General features: G+C 31.6%; 21 protein-coding genes. 18 read left to right on the forward strand and 3 right to left on the reverse strand.

From position 1 onward, the window contains the following. Positions 1 to 66: 66 nt before the first annotated feature. From B2G86_RS03675 to B2G86_RS03685, 3 genes are read left to right on the forward strand one after another with little or no spacing between them, the layout of a single operon-like run. Complete coding sequence (locus B2G86_RS03675) at positions 67 to 1,413, forward strand: cytochrome ubiquinol oxidase subunit I (protein ID WP_078356785.1); 1,347 nt, start codon at positions 67 to 69, stop codon at positions 1,411 to 1,413. Continuing rightward, positions 1,413 to 2,429: a cytochrome d ubiquinol oxidase subunit II gene (locus tag B2G86_RS03680; RefSeq protein ID WP_078356786.1), complete on the forward strand. Its 1,017-nt coding sequence runs from the start codon at positions 1,413 to 1,415 to the stop codon at positions 2,427 to 2,429. The genes B2G86_RS03675 and B2G86_RS03680 overlap by 1 nt, the downstream gene beginning before the upstream one ends. Before the next feature lie 27 nt (positions 2,430 to 2,456). Then, on the forward strand, positions 2,457 to 3,119 hold the full coding sequence (locus B2G86_RS03685; RefSeq protein ID WP_078356787.1) for a potassium channel family protein: 663 nt from the start codon (positions 2,457 to 2,459) through the stop codon (positions 3,117 to 3,119). Positions 3,120 to 3,177: 58 nt separating this feature from the next. On the opposite strand, the gene rnjA is transcribed toward B2G86_RS03685, so the two are convergent. Together rnjA and B2G86_RS03695 are read right to left on the reverse strand one after the other, a co-directional pair. After that, complete coding sequence (rnjA, locus tag B2G86_RS03690; protein WP_078356788.1) at positions 3,178 to 4,851, reverse strand: ribonuclease J1; 1,674 nt, start codon at positions 4,849 to 4,851, stop codon at positions 3,178 to 3,180. After that, positions 4,852 to 5,064, reverse strand: coding sequence for a DNA-dependent RNA polymerase subunit epsilon (locus tag B2G86_RS03695; protein WP_078356789.1), 213 nt, complete (start codon positions 5,062 to 5,064; stop codon positions 4,852 to 4,854). A 233-nt stretch (positions 5,065 to 5,297) separates the two neighbouring features. Between B2G86_RS03695 and B2G86_RS03700 the strand changes: the two genes are divergently transcribed. Together B2G86_RS03700 and B2G86_RS03705 are read left to right on the forward strand one after the other, a co-directional pair. Beyond that, complete coding sequence (locus B2G86_RS03700) at positions 5,298 to 6,077, forward strand: Cof-type HAD-IIB family hydrolase (RefSeq protein ID WP_078356790.1); 780 nt, start codon at positions 5,298 to 5,300, stop codon at positions 6,075 to 6,077. Between the two features lie 12 nt (positions 6,078 to 6,089). Continuing rightward, complete coding sequence (locus B2G86_RS03705; protein WP_078356791.1) at positions 6,090 to 6,362, forward strand: hypothetical protein; 273 nt, start codon at positions 6,090 to 6,092, stop codon at positions 6,360 to 6,362. Positions 6,363 to 6,512: 150 nt separating this feature from the next. Here the strand turns inward: B2G86_RS03705 and def are convergent, their stop codons facing one another. Continuing rightward, the gene (gene def / locus B2G86_RS03710; RefSeq protein WP_078356792.1) at positions 6,513 to 7,067 is read right to left on the reverse strand and encodes a peptide deformylase; all 555 of its coding nucleotides are present in this window, start codon (positions 7,065 to 7,067) and stop codon (positions 6,513 to 6,515) included. A gap of 119 nt (positions 7,068 to 7,186) precedes the next feature. Between def and B2G86_RS03715 the strand changes: the two genes are divergently transcribed. The 13 genes from B2G86_RS03715 (at position 7,187) to B2G86_RS03775 (ending at position 19,328) form a co-directional block, all read left to right on the forward strand. Then, positions 7,187 to 7,819, forward strand: coding sequence for a YkyA family protein (locus B2G86_RS03715; protein WP_078356793.1), 633 nt, complete (start codon positions 7,187 to 7,189; stop codon positions 7,817 to 7,819). Positions 7,820 to 7,982: 163 nt separating this feature from the next. Continuing rightward, positions 7,983 to 9,095, forward strand: a complete 1,113-nt coding sequence (gene pdhA, locus B2G86_RS03720; RefSeq protein ID WP_078356794.1) for a pyruvate dehydrogenase (acetyl-transferring) E1 component subunit alpha — start codon at positions 7,983 to 7,985, stop codon at positions 9,093 to 9,095. 3 nt (positions 9,096 to 9,098) lie between these two features. After that, entirely contained in the window at positions 9,099 to 10,076 is a 978-nt protein-coding gene (locus B2G86_RS03725; RefSeq protein WP_078356795.1) for an alpha-ketoacid dehydrogenase subunit beta, read from the forward strand. A 42-nt stretch (positions 10,077 to 10,118) separates the two neighbouring features. Further along, a complete protein-coding gene (locus B2G86_RS03730) occupies positions 10,119 to 11,405 on the forward strand; it encodes a dihydrolipoamide acetyltransferase family protein (RefSeq protein ID WP_078356796.1) in 1,287 nt (428 codons plus the stop codon). Positions 11,406 to 11,407: 2 nt separating this feature from the next. After that, positions 11,408 to 12,814 carry a dihydrolipoyl dehydrogenase gene (lpdA, locus tag B2G86_RS03735; RefSeq protein WP_078356797.1) on the forward strand — a complete coding sequence of 469 codons (1,407 nt, stop codon included), beginning with the start codon at positions 11,408 to 11,410 and terminating at the stop codon, positions 12,812 to 12,814. A gap of 65 nt (positions 12,815 to 12,879) precedes the next feature. Then, a complete protein-coding gene (locus tag B2G86_RS03740) occupies positions 12,880 to 13,152 on the forward strand; it encodes a UPF0223 family protein (RefSeq protein WP_078356798.1) in 273 nt (90 codons plus the stop codon). Between the two features lie 115 nt (positions 13,153 to 13,267). After that, a complete protein-coding gene (locus B2G86_RS03745) occupies positions 13,268 to 13,810 on the forward strand; it encodes a helix-turn-helix domain-containing protein (protein ID WP_078356799.1) in 543 nt (180 codons plus the stop codon). A 10-nt stretch (positions 13,811 to 13,820) separates the two neighbouring features. After that, positions 13,821 to 14,918: an ABC transporter ATP-binding protein gene (locus B2G86_RS03750; RefSeq protein WP_078356800.1), complete on the forward strand. Its 1,098-nt coding sequence runs from the start codon at positions 13,821 to 13,823 to the stop codon at positions 14,916 to 14,918. Next, a complete protein-coding gene (locus B2G86_RS03755; RefSeq protein ID WP_078356801.1) occupies positions 14,911 to 15,714 on the forward strand; it encodes an ABC transporter permease in 804 nt (267 codons plus the stop codon). The genes B2G86_RS03750 and B2G86_RS03755 overlap by 8 nt, the downstream gene beginning before the upstream one ends. Position 15,715: 1 nt before the next feature. Continuing rightward, positions 15,716 to 16,528 (forward strand): ABC transporter permease, encoded by an 813-nt coding sequence (locus tag B2G86_RS03760; protein WP_078356802.1) that lies wholly within the window; start codon positions 15,716 to 15,718, stop codon positions 16,526 to 16,528. Beyond that, the gene (locus B2G86_RS03765; RefSeq protein WP_078356803.1) at positions 16,525 to 17,598 is read left to right on the forward strand and encodes an ABC transporter substrate-binding protein; all 1,074 of its coding nucleotides are present in this window, start codon (positions 16,525 to 16,527) and stop codon (positions 17,596 to 17,598) included. Before B2G86_RS03760 ends, B2G86_RS03765 begins: the two co-directional genes overlap by 4 nt. An 80-nt stretch (positions 17,599 to 17,678) precedes the next feature. Next, positions 17,679 to 18,692 carry a DUF4064 domain-containing protein gene (locus tag B2G86_RS03770; protein WP_158079021.1) on the forward strand — a complete coding sequence of 338 codons (1,014 nt, stop codon included), beginning with the start codon at positions 17,679 to 17,681 and terminating at the stop codon, positions 18,690 to 18,692. Between the two features lie 60 nt (positions 18,693 to 18,752). Then, positions 18,753 to 19,328 (forward strand): DUF4064 domain-containing protein, encoded by a 576-nt coding sequence (locus tag B2G86_RS03775; protein ID WP_078356805.1) that lies wholly within the window; start codon positions 18,753 to 18,755, stop codon positions 19,326 to 19,328. Positions 19,329 to 19,339 lie beyond the last annotated feature (11 nt).

Genomic DNA, 19,339 nt, shown 5'->3' on the forward strand with positions numbered 1-19,339 from the left:
GTTTAAAATGATGTATAATGAGTTTAAATTGTGATGTAAATCACAAACGTTGAATGGAGGAATATTATGGATGCAGTAGTTATTAGTCGTTTACTGACTGCTATGACCTTGGGATTCCATATCATATTTGCAACAATTGGTGTAGGTATCCCATTAATGTTTGCTATTGCTGAATTCATAGGTATTAAGAAAGACAATCCTATGTATATTGCTATGGCAAAGCGTTGGTCTAAAGGTTACACAATTACTGTAGCAGTTGGTGTTGTTACAGGGACGATTATTGGCTTACAATTATCATTATTGTGGCCGTCATTTATGCAATTAGGTGGTCAAGTTATTGCGCTACCATTATTTATGGAAACATTTGCCTTTTTCTTTGAGGCGATTTTCTTAAGTATTTATCTATATACTTGGGATAGATTTAAAGGAAAATGGACACACTTTTTAATTAATTTACCAGTTATTATTGGTGGAACATTCTCAGCGTTTTTCATTACATCTGTGAATTCTTTCATGAATACGCCTAGTGGTTTTGATTTTATTAACGGGAAATTAATGAATATTGATCCATTAGCAGCAATGTTTAATGCATCATTTGGGGTAAGATCATTCCATGTAATTGCGACTGCTTTTATGACAGCTGCATTTATTTTGGCAAGTATTGCAGCATATCGTTTAATCAAGAATAAATTCATTGATGATAAAGAATATCATAAAAAAGCACTTAAACTTACTATGACAGTAGGTCTTATTGCGAGTTTATTCGCTATGCTTGCAGGTGATTTATCTGCAAAATTTTTACATGAAGAACAACCAGAAAAGCTAGCAGCTATGGAGTGGCATTTTGAAAGTGAATCAAAAGCTGACCTTGTATTATTTGGATTAGTAGATGAAGATAAACAAGAAGTTAAAGGTGCTATTAAAATTCCTGGGGCGCTAAGCTTCTTATCAGATAATAATTTCAATACTGAAGTAAAAGGGCTAAATGAATTCAAAAGTGATGAAACACCACCGCTTATTATTCATTATTTCTTTGATTTAATGGTGTTCTTCGGTGTTTATTGTTTTGCAGTTTCAGCATTGTTCATCGTATTAAAATGGTTCAAGAAATGGTCTCAATATAGTAAACCTATATTGTATTTAGCTGTTTTGACAGGTCCATTAGCAATGCTAGCTATAGAATTTGGTTGGTTCTTAGCAGAAATGGGTAGACAACCTTGGATATTACGAGGCTATTTAAAAGTTGCAGATGCAGCTACACATGCTGATGGTTTAAGTCTAGTATTTATAGCTTTTGCAATTCTTTATTTAATACTAGGTATTTCATCAAGTTATGTTCTAATTAGAATGTTCAGTCATAGTAAAGCTACGGATGATGTGAATAAAATAATAGACAGAAAGGGTGAAGTATAATGGATTATCAACATATAGGAATCACTGTACTTTGGCTCTTTTTGTATGGTTATATCATTATCGGTGCGATAGATTTTGGTGCTGGGTTCTTTGCTTTTCATGCAAAATTAACAAAACAAGATCATATTATTAATAATTTAATATCTAGATATTTAAACCCAGTTTGGGAAGTGACTAATGTATTCTTCGTATTCTTCTTTGTTGGAATAGTTGGATTCTTTCCAGACTCAGCATATTACTTTGGGTCAACATTATTGATACCAGGTAGTATAGCTTTAATACTATTAACAATACGTGGTAGTTTCTATGCATTTGAAAACTATGGACAAGATAGCAAGTTGTCTTGGTTATTCTTATATGGTGCTACAGGTTTACTTATTCCTGCATCATTTTCAACAATATTGACGATAGCTGAAGGTGGATATATTAAAGAAACAGATAAAGGAGTCAGCTTGCAATGGGTTGAATTATTGCTAAGTCCTTATGCTTGGGCGGTTGTCTTTTTAGCGATTATCTCTGTATTGTACATTTCTTCAGGATTCTTAACATTTTATGCAAATAAAGCAAAAGATTCTGAAGCATATCACTTATTGAGACAGTGGTTCCTTATTTGGGCAGTCCCAATGATTGTTATTTGTCAATTTGTATTCTTATCATTAAGACAACATAATGAAGACCACTTTAATAACGCTTTAGGTAGTTTCTGGTGGTTATTTGGTTTAAGTATCGTATTCTTCATTATAGCAGTTGTACTTATTTACTTAAAAAAAGCGCATGGTGTTGCATTTATCATGATATTATTACAATTTGGAACTGCATTTTTCGGATACGGTATTAGTAAATTACCGTATATTCTATATCCGTTTATAAATATTAATAAATCAGTTGTAAATGATCAAATGGCATTAATGCTTATTATCGTATTTATTTTAGGTTTACTTTTACTTGTTCCATCGCTAATATTATTATTAAGATTATTTATCTTTGATGCAGATTACGTTAAAGGTAAAAAATAATAACAATCAAAAGTATGGAGGCATATCATGAGTAAGGAATATGTAGTTATAGGCTTAGGTCGATTTGGTGGAAGTATTGTTAGAGAACTAAATGCCTTAGATATGGATGTTATGGCCATTGATGCTGATGAAGCGAGAGTAAATGAATATAGCGATATCGCCACACATGCGGTTATTGCGGACACTACAGATGAAGCAGTGATGAAGAGTTTAGGGATAAGAAACTTTGATCATGTCATTGTAGCAATTGGTGAAAATATTCAAGCAAGTACACTGACTACTTTAATTCTTAAAGAATTAGGTGTTAAGAAAGTTACTGCTAAAGCTCAAAATGATTACCATGCTAAAATTTTAAATAAAATTGGTGCAGATACAGTTGTTCATCCAGAAAGAGACATGGGTCGACGCATTGCACATAATGTAGCAAGTGCATCTGTATTAGACTACTTAGAACTATCAGATGAATATTCTATTGTTGAAATAAAAGCAGGGGAAAGACTTGCTGGAAATTCGATATTAGAATTAGATGTTCGTGCGAACTTTGGCATCAATATTATTGCTGTAAAAAGAGGGAAAGATATTATCGTTGCGCCAGATCCAAATGAAAATATAGAATATCATGATATATTAATTGTGATAGGTCACGATAATGATTTAAATAGATTTGAGAAAAAACTTGTAAATGAATAAGATGTAGTAAAAAAGCACCGACAATGTCAATTGACATCGTCGGTGCTTTTAAATATTATTATTTTATTTTCATGATTATTGGTAAAATCATTGGTTTACGAGCTGTTTTTTCATATAAATATGGTTGTAATGCTTCAGTAATCGTAGCTTTAACATGATGCCATTCTACTTTTTCGTTATTATTCAACTTTTCAATTACTGATTTTTTGATTAATCGTTGTGCGTCGTAAATTAAATGTCCTGATTCTCTCATATAAACAAAGCCTCTTGAGATGATATCTGGACCTGAAAGTAATTGTTTTGTTTTGAAATCAATACTTACTACAACAATGACAAGACCTTCTTCTGATAGAACTTTACGGTCTTTAATAACGACATTGCCGATATCTCCGATACCGTTACCATCAACAAATACATTGCCTGAAGGTATACGTCCAGCATATCTAGCTGAATCTTTAGTAAGTGCTAGTACATCTCCAATTTCATAAACAAAGATATTGTCAGGATCTACACCACAGTTAATACCTGTTTCGCTATGTTTTTTAAGCATTCTATATTCACCATGTATTGGCATGAAATATTTTGGCTTAATTAAACGTAGCATTAATTTTTGTTCATCTTGTGAACCGTGCCCTGATGTATGAATGTTAGATAATTTACCATGAATAACATCAGCACCAGCTTTATACAATGAATTGATAGTTCTATTAACACTCTTAGTGTTACCTGGAATAGGTGAAGAACTAAATACAACAGTGTCATCTGGAATAATACTTATTTGTCTATGTGTACCGTTGGCAATTCTAGAAAGTGCTGCCATAGGTTCACCTTGTGATCCAGTACATAAAATAAGAATTTCATGTTTAGGAACTGAATTGATTTTATTAGGTTCAATAAATGTTTCTGGTGGTACTTTAATGTAGCCTAATTCAGTACCAATCTTAATGTTGTTTTCCATTGAACGACCGAAGACAACAATTTTACGATTGTACTTCACAGCTGCTTCAACGGCTTGTTGCACTCTGTAAATATTAGATGCAAATGTTGCGAAGATAATTCTACCTGAACATTTACGGAATATTTCATCTACATTTTGTCCAACTTCTTTTTCACTTAAAGTAAAGTTAGGCACCTCTGAGTTAGTAGAGTCTGATAATAAACAAAGAACGCCTTCTTCTCCAAGTTGAGCCATTTTGGCAATATTCGCAGGCTTACCTACAGGCGTGAAATCAAATTTGAAATCTCCTGTATGGACGATTTTTCCTTCTGGTGTATCTGCAATAATACCGTAAGCTTCAGGGATACTATGCGTTGTTAAATAGAATGAAATTTTGAAGTGCTTAAATTCATAAACAGAATCTTCGTCAATTTCATTTAATTGAGCTGTTTTAAGTAGGTGATGCTCTTCCAGTTTATTTCTAATAAGTCCTAATGCTAATGGACCACTATAAATCGGAACATTCATTTGTTTTAATAAGAATGGAACACCACCAATATGATCTTCGTGTCCATGAGTGATAAATAAAGCTTTCACTTTATGTTTATTTTGAATTAAGTACGTATAATCTGGTATCACGTAATCGATACCAAGAAGATCATCGTCTGGGAATTTTATACCCGCGTCTATAACGATAATTTCATCTTGATATTCGAGGGCGTACGTGTTTTTACCAATTTCACCGAGACCACCCAGTGCGTATACGCCTACTTCATTTTTTTGTAGAGGTTTCATTTAGATAGTCTCCACGTTAAAATGATCTGATTGTTTTTCATAATCTAAATGAGCGCCCTCTAATTTTTGGACAAATTCGATATTGTAATTACGGTCTGTTAAATATCTTCTAACTTGTTCTTCAGTTTGTCCTTCAAAATACTTTGTTTGTGTACTTTCACGTACAATTACTTCACTTTTATCTTCTTGAAAAAATACTTTAAATACTGCCATATATAAATCCTCCTAGGTTAATTAACATAAATAAAGCCCTAGTTTTAAGTCTAGGGTTAGTCAATTTTGAAATTTGATTCCCGTTCAATTTGAAAAGTAGCTATATAAATAAATATAGATACCCTTTTAATAAGTTCATTTTACATGATAATTAGAGATAAATAAAGATATTTAACTAAATCTTTCATATATATTGATTATGGACTAAAATAGATATAAGGAGGCGATCAAAGTTGAATAAGAAATTAATATTTTTCGACATAGACGGAACAATCTATGATGAAGATAAAAATATACCGAAATCTACAATCACTGCCATAAAACAATTAAAAGAAAAAGGGCATATAGTTGCAATTGCAACTGGAAGAGCGCCTTACATGTTTAAAGAAGTCATTAAAGAAACAGGAATAGAAACTTTTGTTTCACTAAATGGACAAATTGTTGTTTATAATGGAGAAATTATAGGGAAACACCCGTTAGATAAAGAGGAATTAACTAATATAGTAGAAAAAGCACATACAAATAATCATCCACTAGTATTTTTTGGTGAAACAGCAGTATATGCAAATGTTGAAAGTGATAATCACATATCAGAAAGCTTAGGATCACTAAAAATGGATTATCCTGAATATCACAATACATATTATCTCGAACATCCAGTTTACCAAGCACTTATTTTCCATACTGAGGATGAAGATGATAAATATGATGATAAATTTAATTCATTGAAATTTTATAGATGGCATACATTAAGTAGAGATGTTGTACCGAATAATCGATCGAAAGCAGAAGGAATAAAAGAACTAAGTGAAAAATTAGGTTTTCCACTCAGTGTAGTAGTTGCTTTTGGAGATGGTCCAAATGATATTGAAATGATTTCAGAAGTAGGTCAAGGCGTCGCAATGGGAAATGCAGTTGATGCATTAAAAACTGTTTGTGATTATGAAACTAAATCAGTTGATGAAGATGGAATATGCTATGCATGTAAAGAATTAGGTTTGATAGACGAATAGGATGTGAGATGAATGGATAAAGTCGAACGTATTATCAAAACAGTCGAAAATGAAAAGGGCAGAACTGACAAACAATTCAAAGGTATTGAATTTAATATACGTAGAAATGAAGTTGTTATGATTTATAATTATGATGAAGTGGTTAATAACGTACAACAAGACCCTCACTATATTCGACATAATAAAGACCCAGAATGGTTAAGTTTAGACGAGCTAGCTGTAATTCAAAAAGCTTTAAAAGAAAAAGATATTCATTTTATAGAACGCAGAGACGAATTTATGTAGATAGTGTTTTGATTAAATGAAGATACAACAACTAAATTAATAGCTGAATCGCACGATATCTCGAAAGTCTTCGTGCGATTTGACTAAATTAAACTGCAAAAAGATGCTGAGACAATTAATTTGTCTCAGCATCTTTAATTTTGTAACTATTTAGTTGATTTCAACTGCATCTTCTAAAGGCATAAATGGATCTTCTTGATTTATGTGATCGTAGAACATCACACCATTTAAATGGTCAATTTCATGCTGCAATACGATTGCTGGATATCCTTTAAATCTTTTTTTAAATGGATTTCCTTCTATATCAAATGCTTGAATTGTTATTTTAAAGTTGCGGTGTACTAGACCAGGTTTAGATTCATCTACACTTAAACAACCTTCTCCACCATTTAAATATGCTTTTTGTACACTATGGCTAACAATTTTAGGGTTGATAAGTTGTAGTTCAATTGAATTACCTTTGCCATCATCTTGGATATACACAGCTAACATTTTTTTTGAAACGTTTATTTGTGGCGCAGCTAAGCCAACTCCTGAACGTAATCCATATTTTTTAGCTAAGTCTTCATTTTGTGAATTTTTTAGGAACTCTAACATTTCATTTAAAGTTTCTTTATCTTCACTTGAAATAGGCAATTCTACTTCATCGGCTTTTTTTCTAAGTGTTTCGTGGCCGTCACGAATAATATTTTCCATCGTAATCATTTACATACACCTTCCTCATATAAAATATATCAAAATCTACTCAGTTTTACATCTATTATTGATTGTATAAATAAAAAAAACAGAGTAACATGTTTATAGATATGTAAGGAGGCAATATAATGATTGGCAAGAAATTTTTAACATTAACACTGGCTAGTACAGTGATTTTAACAGCATGTGGTCAATCTAAAGAATCACTTGAATCTTTTTATAATAAGGTAGAAAAAGCAAACCAAGAAGAAAAAGTTATTGTGGATTTGAATGAAAAAATGACTAAAGCTGAAAAAGAAAAAGTGAAGAAAATTGAAGAACTAAATAATGCAAAAGATGAAAAGTTTAAATCAAAAGCAAAAGAATTAACTGAAGGTATAAAAAATAGAGAAGAAATTATAGACAATGAAAAATCAGCTATGGATAAATCAAAAAAGATTTACGAGACTTCTAAAGATGACTACAAAAATATAGAAGATGAGGAGCAATTGAAAGCAGCTAATGATTTGAAGAAAGCTTTGGACGACAAATATAAAGCACATGATAAAGTAATCAAAGGCTATAAAGACGTGTTGGATACTGAGCATCAATTATTTAGCTATTTAACAGAAGATAATGCTACTCAAGAAGGAACTAATAAACGTTCAAAAAAATTAGAAGAAGTTAATAAAAAGACTGAAAAAATAGTAACTGAATATCAAAATGATCTAAAAAAAATACAACAAGAAAAGAAAGATGTTTCAAATATTTTAAATGAATAATTTGTATTAGTACAGACTTAATTATGTTGTAATACAGTTTATAAAAAGCCTTTTGTACAAGGCTTTTTATAATGTTAGTATTTTTTATTTAACAGTAAAACAGATTTATGTTAAACTGAATTAGAAATGAATATCTAATATAGGGAAAGGTATGGTGAATTGAATGGCTCCGAGAAAAAAAGCCCAATTCGATGCAGTATCGACTTTAAATGAAATAGAGTCTAATTTTGAAATGATTCAAGTGTTAGATGAAGAAGGAAATGTCGTAAATAATGATTTATTACCAGACTTGTCTGACGAAGAACTTGTTGAATTAATGGAAAGAATGGTTTGGACACGTGTTCTAGATCAACGTTCTATTTCATTAAATAGACAAGGTCGTTTAGGTTTCTATGCACCAACAGCTGGTCAAGAAGCTTCACAATTAGCTTCACATTATGCGTTAGAAAAAGAAGATTATGTACTTCCAGGTTATCGTGATGTTCCACAATTAATTTGGCATGGTTTACCACTAACTAAAGCGTTCTTATTCTCACGTGGACACTTTATTGGTAACCAATTCCCAGAAGGTGTAAATGCATTAAGTCCACAAATTATTATTGGTGCACAGTTTATCCAAACTGCTGGTGTAGCACTTGGTATTAAAAAACGTGGTAAGAAAAATGTTGCAATTACTTACACTGGTGACGGTGGTTCTTCACAAGGTGATTTCTATGAAGGTATTAACTTTGCATCTGCTTATAAAGCACCTGCAATCTTCGTAATTCAAAATAACAACTATGCGATTTCAACACCTCGTGACAAACAAACTGCAGCTAAAACATTAGCTCAAAAATCAGTAGCAGTTGGTATTCCAGGTGTATTAGTTGACGGTATGGATGCATTAGCTGTATATGCTGTAACTAAACAAGCTCGTGATCGTGCTGTTAATGGTGATGGCCCATCTCTAATTGAAACATTAACTTACCGTTATGGTCCTCATACAATGGCTGGTGACGACCCAACTCGTTATAGAACTTCAGATGAAGATTCAGATTGGGAAAAGAAAGACCCATTAGTTCGTTTCAGAAAATATCTTGAAGCTAAAAACTTATGGTCTGAAGAAAAAGAAAACGAAGTTATGGAAAAAGCAAAAGAAGAAATTAAAACAGCAATTAAAGAGGCAGACAATACTCCTAAACAAAAAGTTACAGACTTAATGGAAAATATGTATGAAGAAATGCCTCATAACTTAGCTGAACAATATGAAATTTACAAAGAGAAGGAGTCGAAATAAGTCATGGCACAAATGACAATGATTCAAGCGATTAACAATGCGCTTCAAAACGAATTAAAAAGAGACGAAGATGTTTTATTATTCGGTGAAGACGTTGGTGTAAACGGCGGTGTATTCCGTGCAACAGAAGGTTTACAAAAAGAATTCGGTGAAGATCGTGTATTTGATACACCTCTAGCTGAATCAGGTATTGGTGGTCTAGCTTTAGGTTTAACGCTTGAAGGTTACCGTCCTGTCATGGAAATCCAATTCTTTGGTTTCGTATTTGAAGTTATGGACTCAATTGCAGGTCAAATAGCTCGTCATCGTTTCCGTTCAGGTAACTCAAAAACAGCACCAGTAACAATCCGTGCTCCATTCGGTGGTGGTGTACATACACCTGAATTACATGCTGATAACTTAGAAGGCTTAATGGCACAATCTCCAGGTTTGAAAGTTGTTATTCCTTCAAACCCATATGATGCTAAAGGACTTTTAATTTCTGCAATCCGCAGTAATGATCCAGTTGTATATTTAGAACACATGAAGTTATACCGTTCATTCCGTGAAGAAGTACCTGAAGAAGAGTACGAAGTAGAAATCGGTAAAGCTAAAGTTAAACGTGAAGGTACTGACTTAACTATCATCACTTATGGTGCTATGGTTCAAGAATCATTAAAAGCAGCAGAAGACTTAGAAAAAGACGGATACTCAGTTGAAGTAATTGACTTAATCACTGTTCAACCTTTAGATGTTGAAACAATTGTTAAATCAGTTGAAAAAACAAACCGTGTTATTGTTGTACAAGAAGCTCAAAAACAAGCTGGCGTTGGTGCAAGTGTTGTAGCAGAAATATCTGAAAGAGCAGTTCTTTCATTAGAAGCTCCTATTGCACGTGTAGCTGCTGCTGACACTATTTATCCATTCACACAAGCTGAAAGTGTTTGGTTACCAAACAAAAAAGATATCGTAGCGCAAGCTAAAGAAACATTAGAATTTTAATGCGCAGTAAAATACGGATTTAATATTTAGGAGGAAAAAATCGTGTCATTCGAATTTAAATTACCAGATATCGGTGAAGGTATCCACGAAGGTGAAATTGTAAAATGGTTTGTTAAAGCAGGAGACGAAATTCAAGAAGACGATGTATTATGTGAAGTACAAAATGATAAATCAGTCGTTGAAATTCCATCACCTGTTGCAGGTAAAGTAGAAGAAGTTATGGTTGAAGAAGGTACTGTATCTGTTGTTGGTGATACAATTGTCAAAATTGATGCACCAGACGCAGAAGGTTTACAATTTAAAGGTCATGATGAAGATGAAGAAGAAACAAAAGAAGAAGCTCCAGCAGAAGAAGCGAAAGAAGAAGCAACTACTGAAACACAATCAGAAGACGTTGATAATTCTAAACGCGTAATTGCTATGCCTTCAGTTCGTAAATTCGCTCGTGATAACGATGTAAACATTAAAGCTGTTTCAGGTTCAGGTAAAAACGGTCGTATTTTAAAAGATGATGTTGAAGCATACTTAAATGGTGGTTCTAAATCAGAACAACCAGCTGCAGAGGCAACTCAAGCATCTAGCGAAGATACACAAGCTGTACAAACTCCACAAGTTCCAGAAGGAGAATATCCTGAAACTCGTGAGAAAATCCCTGCTATGCGTAAAGCAATTGCTAAAGCAATGGTTAATTCTAAACACACTGCGCCTCACGTAACATTAATGGATGAAATTGATGTTCAAGAACTATGGGATCACCGTAAAAAATTCAAAGAAGTTGCTGCTGAGCAAGGTACTAAATTAACATTCTTACCATACGTTGTTAAAGCATTAGTATCAGCACTTAAGAAATATCCAGCATTAAATACTGAATTTGATGAAGAAAATGGTGAAATTGTTCATAAACATTACTATAATGTAGGTATAGCTGCAGATACTGATCGTGGTTTATTAGTACCAGTAGTTAAAAATGCTGATCATAAATCAATGTTCGAGATTTCTGATGAAATCAACGAATTAGCTGTTAAAGCACGTGATGGTAAATTACAAGCTAACGAAATGAAAGGCGCAACTTGTACGATTAGTAATATTGGTTCAGCAGGTGGACAATGGTTCACTCCAGTAATCAATCATCCTGAAGTTGCAATTTTAGGAATTGGTCGTATTGCTCAAAAACCTATCGTTAAAGATGGAGAAATTATAGCAGCACCTGTATTATCATTATCATTAAGTTTCGACCATAGACAAATTGATGGTGCTACTGGACAAAATGCAATGAATCATATTAAGAGATTATTAAATAATCCAGAATTATTATTAATGGAGGGGTAAAAATGGTAGTTGGAGATTTTCCTATTGAAACAGATACTATAGTAATTGGAGCAGGTCCTGGTGGTTATGTTGCAGCAATTCGTGCAGCACAATTAGGACAAAAAGTAACAATCGTCGAAAAAGGCGAATTAGGTGGCGTTTGTTTAAACGTTGGTTGTATTCCATCTAAAGCTTTATTATCAGCATCACACCGTTTCCACAATGCACAACATTCAGAAGATATGGGTGTTGTTGCTGAGAAAGTTGCATTAAATTTTGAAAAAGTTCAAGAATTCAAAAATGGCGTAGTTAAAAAATTAACAGGCGGCGTTGCTGGATTAATGAAAGGAAACAAAATTGAAGTAGCTAAAGGTGAAGCATATTTTGTAGATGAAAATAACTTAAAAGTTATGACTGACAAAGCATCTCAAACTTATACATTTAAACATGCAATTATTGCTACAGGTTCACGTCCAATTGAAATTCCTAATTTCAAATTTGGTAAACGTGTAATTGATTCAACTGGTGCATTAGCACTTCAAGAAGTACCAAAAAAATTAGTAGTAGTTGGTGGCGGATATATTGGTTCTGAACTAGGTACTGCTTATGCTAACTTTGGTTCTGAAGTAACAATCCTTGAAGGTGCAAAAGATATCTTAGGTGGATTTGAGAAACAAATGACTCAAATCGTTAAAAAAGGTCTTAAAGCAAAAGGCGTTGAAATCGTAACTGAAGCAATGGCTAAATCTGCTGAAGAAACTGATAATGGCGTAAAAGTTACTTATGAAGCTGGCGGAGAAACAAAAGAAATCGAAGCTGACTATGTATTAGTTACTGTAGGACGTCGTCCAAATACTGATGAATTAGGTCTAGAAGAATTAGGATTGAAATTATCAGAGCGTGGATTAGTTGAAGTTGATGAACAAAGCCGTTCTTCAATTGAAAATATCTATGCAATTGGTGATATCGTTGCTGGACCTCCACTTGCACATAAAGCAAGTTATGAAGCTAAAGTAGCTGCTGAAGCTATCTCTGGTGAAAAATCTGCTGTTGATTACTTAGCAATCCCTGCAGTTTGTTTCACAGAACCAGAATTAGCAACAGTTGGTCATACAGAAGCTAGCGCTAAAGAAGAAGGTTTAGAAGTGAAAGCTGCTAAATTCCCATTTGCTGCAAATGGTCGTGCTTTAGCTTTAAATGAAACTGCTGGTTTCGTTAAACTTGTAACATTAAAAGAAAATGGATTATTAGTTGGTGCACAAGTAGCTGGTACTGGTGCTTCAGATATAATTGCTGAATTAGGTTTAGCAATTGAGTCAGGAATGACTGCTGAAGACGTATCATTAACTATTCATGCTCACCCAACATTAGGTGAAATTTCTATGGAAGCTGCTGAAGTTGCTCTAGGAACACCTATCCATACAATGTAATCATTGACAATACTAAAGAATCACTGTTCATTCAGTGATTCTTTTTTTGTAAAGGAGAAAAGTAAATGGAATATAGTTATCCAATAGACGTTGATTGGACACAAGAAGAAATGATTCAAGTGATTGAGTTCTACAATCATATTGAAGATGCGTATGAAAGCAGTACAAATAAAGAACAATTTAACCAAGCATATAAAAACTTTAAAAAAATTGTGCCTGGTAAATCAGATGAAAATAATTTTTATAAAGAATTTAAAGAAGTAAGTGGTTATGATGGATATAAAGCAGTAAAAGCATTAAAAGAAAATAATGGACAATCTACGATTTCAGTTAAATAAAAATATTAGAATCCCCCAAAAAAGTGTTGAATAATAAAATAATTTCTGTTATTTTATTAAAGGTACTAAACTTAATGTTTAGTAAAAGTAAACAACACACTTTTTTGGGGGATTTATGAATATTGGAGAAAAACTTAAAAATTTAAGATATCAGAAAAATTTAACTCAAGAAGAATTAGGAGAACGTACAGACTTATCAAAAGGATATATTTCACAGTTGGAAAGGAATTTATCTTCTCCTTCTATGGAAACATTTTTAAATATATTAGATGTATTAGGTATTGAGCCGAGCGAATTTTTTAACGAAAAATTATATCAAGCCCGCATCCATTATCCTAAACAAGAACAAACTGTTTATGATGAGTATGATCTAGGGTACAAAATTAAATGGTTAGTACCAGATTCAAATGAATTTGAAATGGAACCAGTCATTATAACTTTAAAAAGTGGTTCAAAATATAAAACATTTAGTCCATCATCTTCAGAGACATTTGCATATGTAAAAAAAGGATATATAACATTAAAAATTGGAAAGCAAAATTACACTGCAAAAACCGGAGAATGTTTTTATTTTAAAGCTCATGAAGAACATCAGTTTTTAAATGAATCATCGAAAGATGCAGAAGTATTAATCGTTGCTACAGAATCGTATTTATAGGAGGCAATTTATGAAACAACCAATCATAAAGTTCGAAAGTATTTCAAAAAACTTTAATAACACTCAAGTATTAAATGATGTCAGTTTTGAAATTGAAGAAGGAAAATTTTACACATTACTTGGTCCCTCAGGATGTGGTAAAACGACTATTTTGAAATTAATAGCTGGCTTTGAAACAGCATCAAATGGAAATATATTATTTAATAACAAAATTATTAACAAAGTACCAGCAAATAATAGAAAAGTGAATACAGTATTTCAAGATTATGCTTTGTTTCCGCATTTGAACGTATACGATAATGTAGCATTTGGATTAAAAATAAAGAAATTAAATAAAAAAGACATACAAATCAAAGTAAAAGAAGCGTTGAAATTAGTAAAGCTTGAAGGATATGAACAGCGTAAAATTACGGAAATGAGTGGTGGTCAAAAACAAAGAGTAGCTATAGCGAGAGCATTAGCTAATGAACCAGAAATTATTCTCTTAGATGAACCACTCTCAGCATTAGATTTAAAACTGAGAACTGAAATGCAATATGAATTACGAGAATTACAACAAAGATTAGGTATTACATTTATATTTGTTACACACGATCAAGAAGAAGCTTTAGCAATGAGCGATTATATATTTGTAATGAAAGACGGAAAAATTCAACAAAGTGGTACGCCGGTTGATATATATGATGAGCCTGTAAATAAATTTGTTGCTGATTTTATAGGTGAATCAAATATTGTGAGTGGTGTAATGAAACGTGACTATGAAGTTGAGATGTATGGCATTTCTTATGAATGTGTTGATGCTGGATTTAATAATGATGCAAAAGTTGATGTAGTAATACGTCCTGAAGACATTTCGATAAAATCAGAAAGTGAAGGCAGAATTTCGGCAGTTGTAGACTCTCAATTATTTAGAGGTGTCCATTATGAAATATGCTGTTATGATGCGCAAGGAAATGAATGGATCATACAAACGACTAAGAAAGCGACTATTGGTGAAACTGTAGGATTGGATTTTGATTCTGAAGCAATTCATATAATGTTACCAGGGGAAACGGAAGAAGAATTTGATCGTCGAATTGAAAGTTATGAGGATGATGATAATGCATAAGATTAAATCATTATTACTTGTACCTTACATGATTTGGATCGCTTTATTCATTATTGTACCAATAGCTATGATTTTTTATTCATCACTACTTGATATTAATGGACATTTTTCTTTTGAAAATTATAAAAACTTTTTTACAAGTGCATATTTAGAAATGACTTTAAGTTCAGCTTGGTACGCATTTATTATTACGTTTTTTTGCTTAATAATTAGTTATCCTCTAGCACTTGTATTACGAAATGCCAAAGCTAAAGAGATATTACTTTTACTTATTATATTACCTACTTGGATTAATCTATTGTTAAAAACATATGCCTTTATCGGTATTTTAAGTCATGATGGACTATTAAATAAAATATTAAATGTCTTTAATGTACCTACAACTGAATTATTATTTACGAGTACGGCTTTTATTATCGTGTCAGTTTATATATATATTCCATTTATGCTTTTACCAATTTTTAATTCTATGGAAGAAATACCTGAAAATTTATTACAAGCATCTAGAGACTTAGGTGCAAGTCATTTCACAACTTTCAGAAGAGTAGTCGTTCCTTTAACTTTAGAAGGTGTCAAAACAGGTATTCAAATTACATTTATACCTGCCTTATCTTTGTTTATGATTACGAGATTAATTGCAGGTAATAAAGTCGTGAACTTAGGTACAGCAATTCAAGAACAGTTTTTAGTTACTCAAAACTATGGAATGGGTTCAACGATTGCAGTATTTCTAATATTAGCAATGGCATTTATATTGATTGTAACTAAATCTAAATCAGAAAATAAGGAGGTATAGTATGAAAATAACTGGAAAAATATATTTATCAATTATACTCGTATTTTTATACTTACCGATTTTCTTTTTAATTTATTATTCATTTAATGCTGCTGGTAATATGACTAGTTTTAAAGGTTTTACGTTTGATCATTATTTATCTGTTTTTCAAAATAAACGGTTAATTGTCATTATAGTAAATACAATAGCAATTGCTTTGTTAGCTGCAAGTATATCAACATTAATTGGTATATGTGGAGCTATTGGAATTTACTATTTAAGAAATAAAAAATTAAAAGTCGGTTTATTAACATTAAATAATATACTTATGGTTAGTTCTGATGTTGTAATCGGTTCTTCATTCTTATTATTATTTACATTTATAGGTCATTTTACAGGAATGGGATTAGGATTTTGGTCAGTTTTAATTTCACATATTGCTTTTTGTGTGCCAATAGTAGTGTTATTAGTGTTACCAAAACTATATGATATGAATACGTCTATGATAGATGCAGCGAGAGATTTAGGTGCAACTTCGTGGCAAACATTAATTAAAGTAATAATACCTCATATATTGCCTGGTGCAATTGGTGGTTTCTTTATGGCGCTCACATATTCTTTAGATGACTTTACAGTAAGTTTCTTTGTTACTGGTAGTGGATTTAGTGTCTTATCAGTAGAAGTTTATTCTATGGCTAGAAAAGGAATTACGATGGAAATCAATGCAATTTCTACTTTACTATTTGGATTAGTGATGATACTTATTTTAGGTTACTATTTCATAAAAAGAGGTCAACAAAGAAGAATTGAAAAAAGAGGGGGCATATTAAGATGAAACAATTAATGCAATTAGTAGGTATTTCATTAATCGTTGGAGCTTTATTAATGTTATCAACTAAATTAATTGATCCGCCACCTTCTAAAGGTAAAAAAGATGTTATATATGTTTACAATTGGGGTGAATATATAGACCCTGAACTTACTAAAAAGTTTGAAAAAGAAACTGGTATAAAGGTCGTATATGAAACGTTTGACTCAAATGAAGCAATGATGGCCAAAATTAAAAACGGCGGTACGTCATATGACATTGCAGTTCCAAGTGAATATACAGTAGAAAAAATGAAAAAAGAAAAGTTATTAATTCCAATTGATCAAAAGAAATTACCAAATATGAAAAATTTAGATAAAGAATTTATGAATATGCCTTTTGATCGAGGAAATCAATATTCAATTCCATACTTTTGGGGAACAGTTGGTATATTGTATAATCCTGAAAAAACAAAAGGAATGAATTTCAATTCATGGAATAGTCTTTGGGATAAGCGACTGAAAGATGATGTATTAATTGTTGATGGATCTCGTGAAGGAATTGGATTTTCTCTAAATAGTATGCATGAAAGCTTAAATGAAACAAATGAACAAAAACTTAAAAAAGCTCAAGACAAATTAATTAAATTATCACCAAATGTAAGAGGGGTTGTTGGTGATGAAATTAATACAATGATGGTTCAGAATGAATCTGACGTTGCTGTGGTTTGGAGTGGTATGGCTGCAGATATAATGTCAGAAAATGATCAATTAGACTTCGTAGTACCAAAAGAAGGTTCAAATTTATGGTTTGATAATCTCGTAATACCAAAAACAGCACAAAATGTTGAAGGTGCACATAAATTTATTAATTTCTTATTAGAAGAAGAAAATGGTAAACAAAATGCAGAGTGGGTAGGATATGCTACACCAAATAAAGCTTCATATAATCTATTAGATAAAAATGTTAGAGAAGATGAACGATTTTATCCAGATTCAACAGTTAGAAGTAAACTTGAAGTATATGAAGATTTAGGTAAAGAAAACATTTCAAATTATAATGAAGCATTTTTAAAATTTAAGATGTCATTAAATTAATATTTAAAAGGGTCTTTGTGAGAAACGAAGCCCTTTTTTTGGTATAATTGAAACCAATTCATTATTAGGAGGTAAATATGATGAATTCATATGTAGAACATGTGAGGCAGCCAGTTAGCAGAGGCGTAGAAAAATTTTTAGGCTGGCTTTCTTGGATAATTTTATTAGGTGTTACAGCATTGTCTTTATTTGCAGCACTTGTAGTATTAAATAATCCTAACAATTTAAATAGACTGGAATCGTTAATTAATCGTTTAAATATTAATATCACTGCTAATGGACAGTTATTGTCTGCTAGTGACGTTGCACTAAATATTCAAAATGGAATATGGCTATTTATTATTTATTTGATAATTGTTTTAATCTTTTCATTTATAGGATTAGTGATGATGAGATGGAGAGTATTTGCAGCTATTGTATTTTTACTTTTAGCAATAATTACAATTCCATTATTTATTGTTTTAGTGCCACTCTTTTTCTTTATAGTGAGTATTTTATTATTTGTAAGAAAAGATAAAATATTGCCTATACAAGGTATGGAACAACAACAATCTTTTCAAGATAATCAAGGTAGGGTAAATAATCAGCCTAGACAATCAGAGTCTAGACAATCTCAACCAATGGAATCAAATTATCAACAAAAAAATGAGCAAAACAACGAAAAAGCATTTATTGCAAATCAACCAAATACAAAAGAAGAAGAGCATGTAGAATCACAACAACACGAAGTTCATAGTGAAACTACAAATAATGAAGAAGTTTTATCTCGAAGTAAAAAACATCAAAAACATCAAAAACAAAATGAACAAATGAATGAATTTAATAATGAGCAAGTTGAATTTGACCAAAATGAAGTGAATAATCAAGAAGATTTAGGTCAAAGAAACCAAGATCCTTATAATTATGAAACGACTCATTCAGATGAGTATCAAGTTCAACCTGGTAGACAAAAGAAAGAAAAGAAAGTTAAAAAAGAAAAGCCAAATGCAACATTTGAAAGAAGAAATAATTACGAAAAAAGAATGCAACAACAGAAAAATTATTTTGAAGAAAAAAATAATTCTGAGCAAGATGTTGAGAAAAAAGATAAATAAGGTTGAAAAATAAACTATAGATTGAGATAATTAGAATTGACAAAAATTAGGAGGATTTAAATGAAAAGAACGATTGAATATACATTATTAATTATTGGTGCAGTGTTTTCATTAATTGGAATTGTATTTGCATTTGTAATTAAATTTGTTTCAAAAACACCAGAATTTAAATCAGAATTTAAAACTTCTTTTAATGAAGAGATACAAGGAACGCAGGATATACCTAGTTCTCTATCTGCAGATCAAGTGTTGAATTCATTTGCTGGATTTACAAATTATGCACTTGTAATACTTGTAATCAGCATCTTATTAACAATAGTTGCTATTATATTTGTTAAAAAGCAAAGAATTTTATCAGGGGTATTAGCAATAGTAGCAGGTTTAGTATCAATATTGATTATGAACTTTATATCATTCTTACTATTAATTGTTGCGGGAATCATGTTATTGGTTAGAAAGAACAAAACAAACAATCAATTCGAAGATGTTAACTTTCAAAACGATTTAAACAATAATCAAAATAACTTTGAATCAAACGACAATAATCGAAATAACTTTGAATCAAATGAAAAACAAGTAAACAATTTAGATGAGACTGATAAAAAGAAAAAAGACGACGATCCATATATTTATTAATTTAACTAGAG

It is taken from the genome of Mammaliicoccus fleurettii (assembly GCF_002018435.1).
In the GTDB taxonomy this organism is placed as follows: Bacteria; Bacillota; Bacilli; order Staphylococcales; family Staphylococcaceae; genus Mammaliicoccus; species Mammaliicoccus fleurettii.

Bases quoted from the DNA above. Each gene is read 5' to 3' on its own strand.
- B2G86_RS03745 (WP_078356799.1), top strand. From the start codon at position 13,268: ATGAATATTGGAGAAAAACTTAAAAATTTAAGATATCAGAAAAATTTA.
- pdhA (WP_078356794.1), top strand. From the start codon at position 7,983: ATGGCTCCGAGAAAAAAAGCCCAATTCGATGCAGTATCGACTTTAAAT.
- B2G86_RS03675 (WP_078356785.1), top strand. From the start codon at position 67: ATGGATGCAGTAGTTATTAGTCGTTTACTGACTGCTATGACCTTGGGA.
- B2G86_RS03755 (WP_078356801.1), top strand. From the start codon at position 14,911: ATGCATAAGATTAAATCATTATTACTTGTACCTTACATGATTTGGATC.
- B2G86_RS03685 (WP_078356787.1), top strand. From the start codon at position 2,457: ATGAGTAAGGAATATGTAGTTATAGGCTTAGGTCGATTTGGTGGAAGT.
- B2G86_RS03750 (WP_078356800.1), top strand. From the start codon at position 13,821: ATGAAACAACCAATCATAAAGTTCGAAAGTATTTCAAAAAACTTTAAT.
- B2G86_RS03680 (WP_078356786.1), top strand. From the start codon at position 1,413: ATGGATTATCAACATATAGGAATCACTGTACTTTGGCTCTTTTTGTAT.
- B2G86_RS03775 (WP_078356805.1), top strand. From the start codon at position 18,753: ATGAAAAGAACGATTGAATATACATTATTAATTATTGGTGCAGTGTTT.
- lpdA (WP_078356797.1), top strand. From the start codon at position 11,408: ATGGTAGTTGGAGATTTTCCTATTGAAACAGATACTATAGTAATTGGA.
- B2G86_RS03740 (WP_078356798.1), top strand. From the start codon at position 12,880: ATGGAATATAGTTATCCAATAGACGTTGATTGGACACAAGAAGAAATG.
- B2G86_RS03725 (WP_078356795.1), top strand. From the start codon at position 9,099: ATGGCACAAATGACAATGATTCAAGCGATTAACAATGCGCTTCAAAAC.
- B2G86_RS03695 (WP_078356789.1), bottom strand. From the start codon at position 5,064: ATGGCAGTATTTAAAGTATTTTTTCAAGAAGATAAAAGTGAAGTAATT.
- B2G86_RS03760 (WP_078356802.1), top strand. From the start codon at position 15,716: ATGAAAATAACTGGAAAAATATATTTATCAATTATACTCGTATTTTTA.
- B2G86_RS03765 (WP_078356803.1), top strand. From the start codon at position 16,525: ATGAAACAATTAATGCAATTAGTAGGTATTTCATTAATCGTTGGAGCT.
- B2G86_RS03770 (WP_158079021.1), top strand. From the start codon at position 17,679: ATGAATTCATATGTAGAACATGTGAGGCAGCCAGTTAGCAGAGGCGTA.
- B2G86_RS03705 (WP_078356791.1), top strand. From the start codon at position 6,090: ATGGATAAAGTCGAACGTATTATCAAAACAGTCGAAAATGAAAAGGGC.
- def (WP_078356792.1), bottom strand. From the start codon at position 7,067: ATGATTACGATGGAAAATATTATTCGTGACGGCCACGAAACACTTAGA.
- B2G86_RS03715 (WP_078356793.1), top strand. From the start codon at position 7,187: ATGATTGGCAAGAAATTTTTAACATTAACACTGGCTAGTACAGTGATT.
- rnjA (WP_078356788.1), bottom strand. From the start codon at position 4,851: ATGAAACCTCTACAAAAAAATGAAGTAGGCGTATACGCACTGGGTGGT.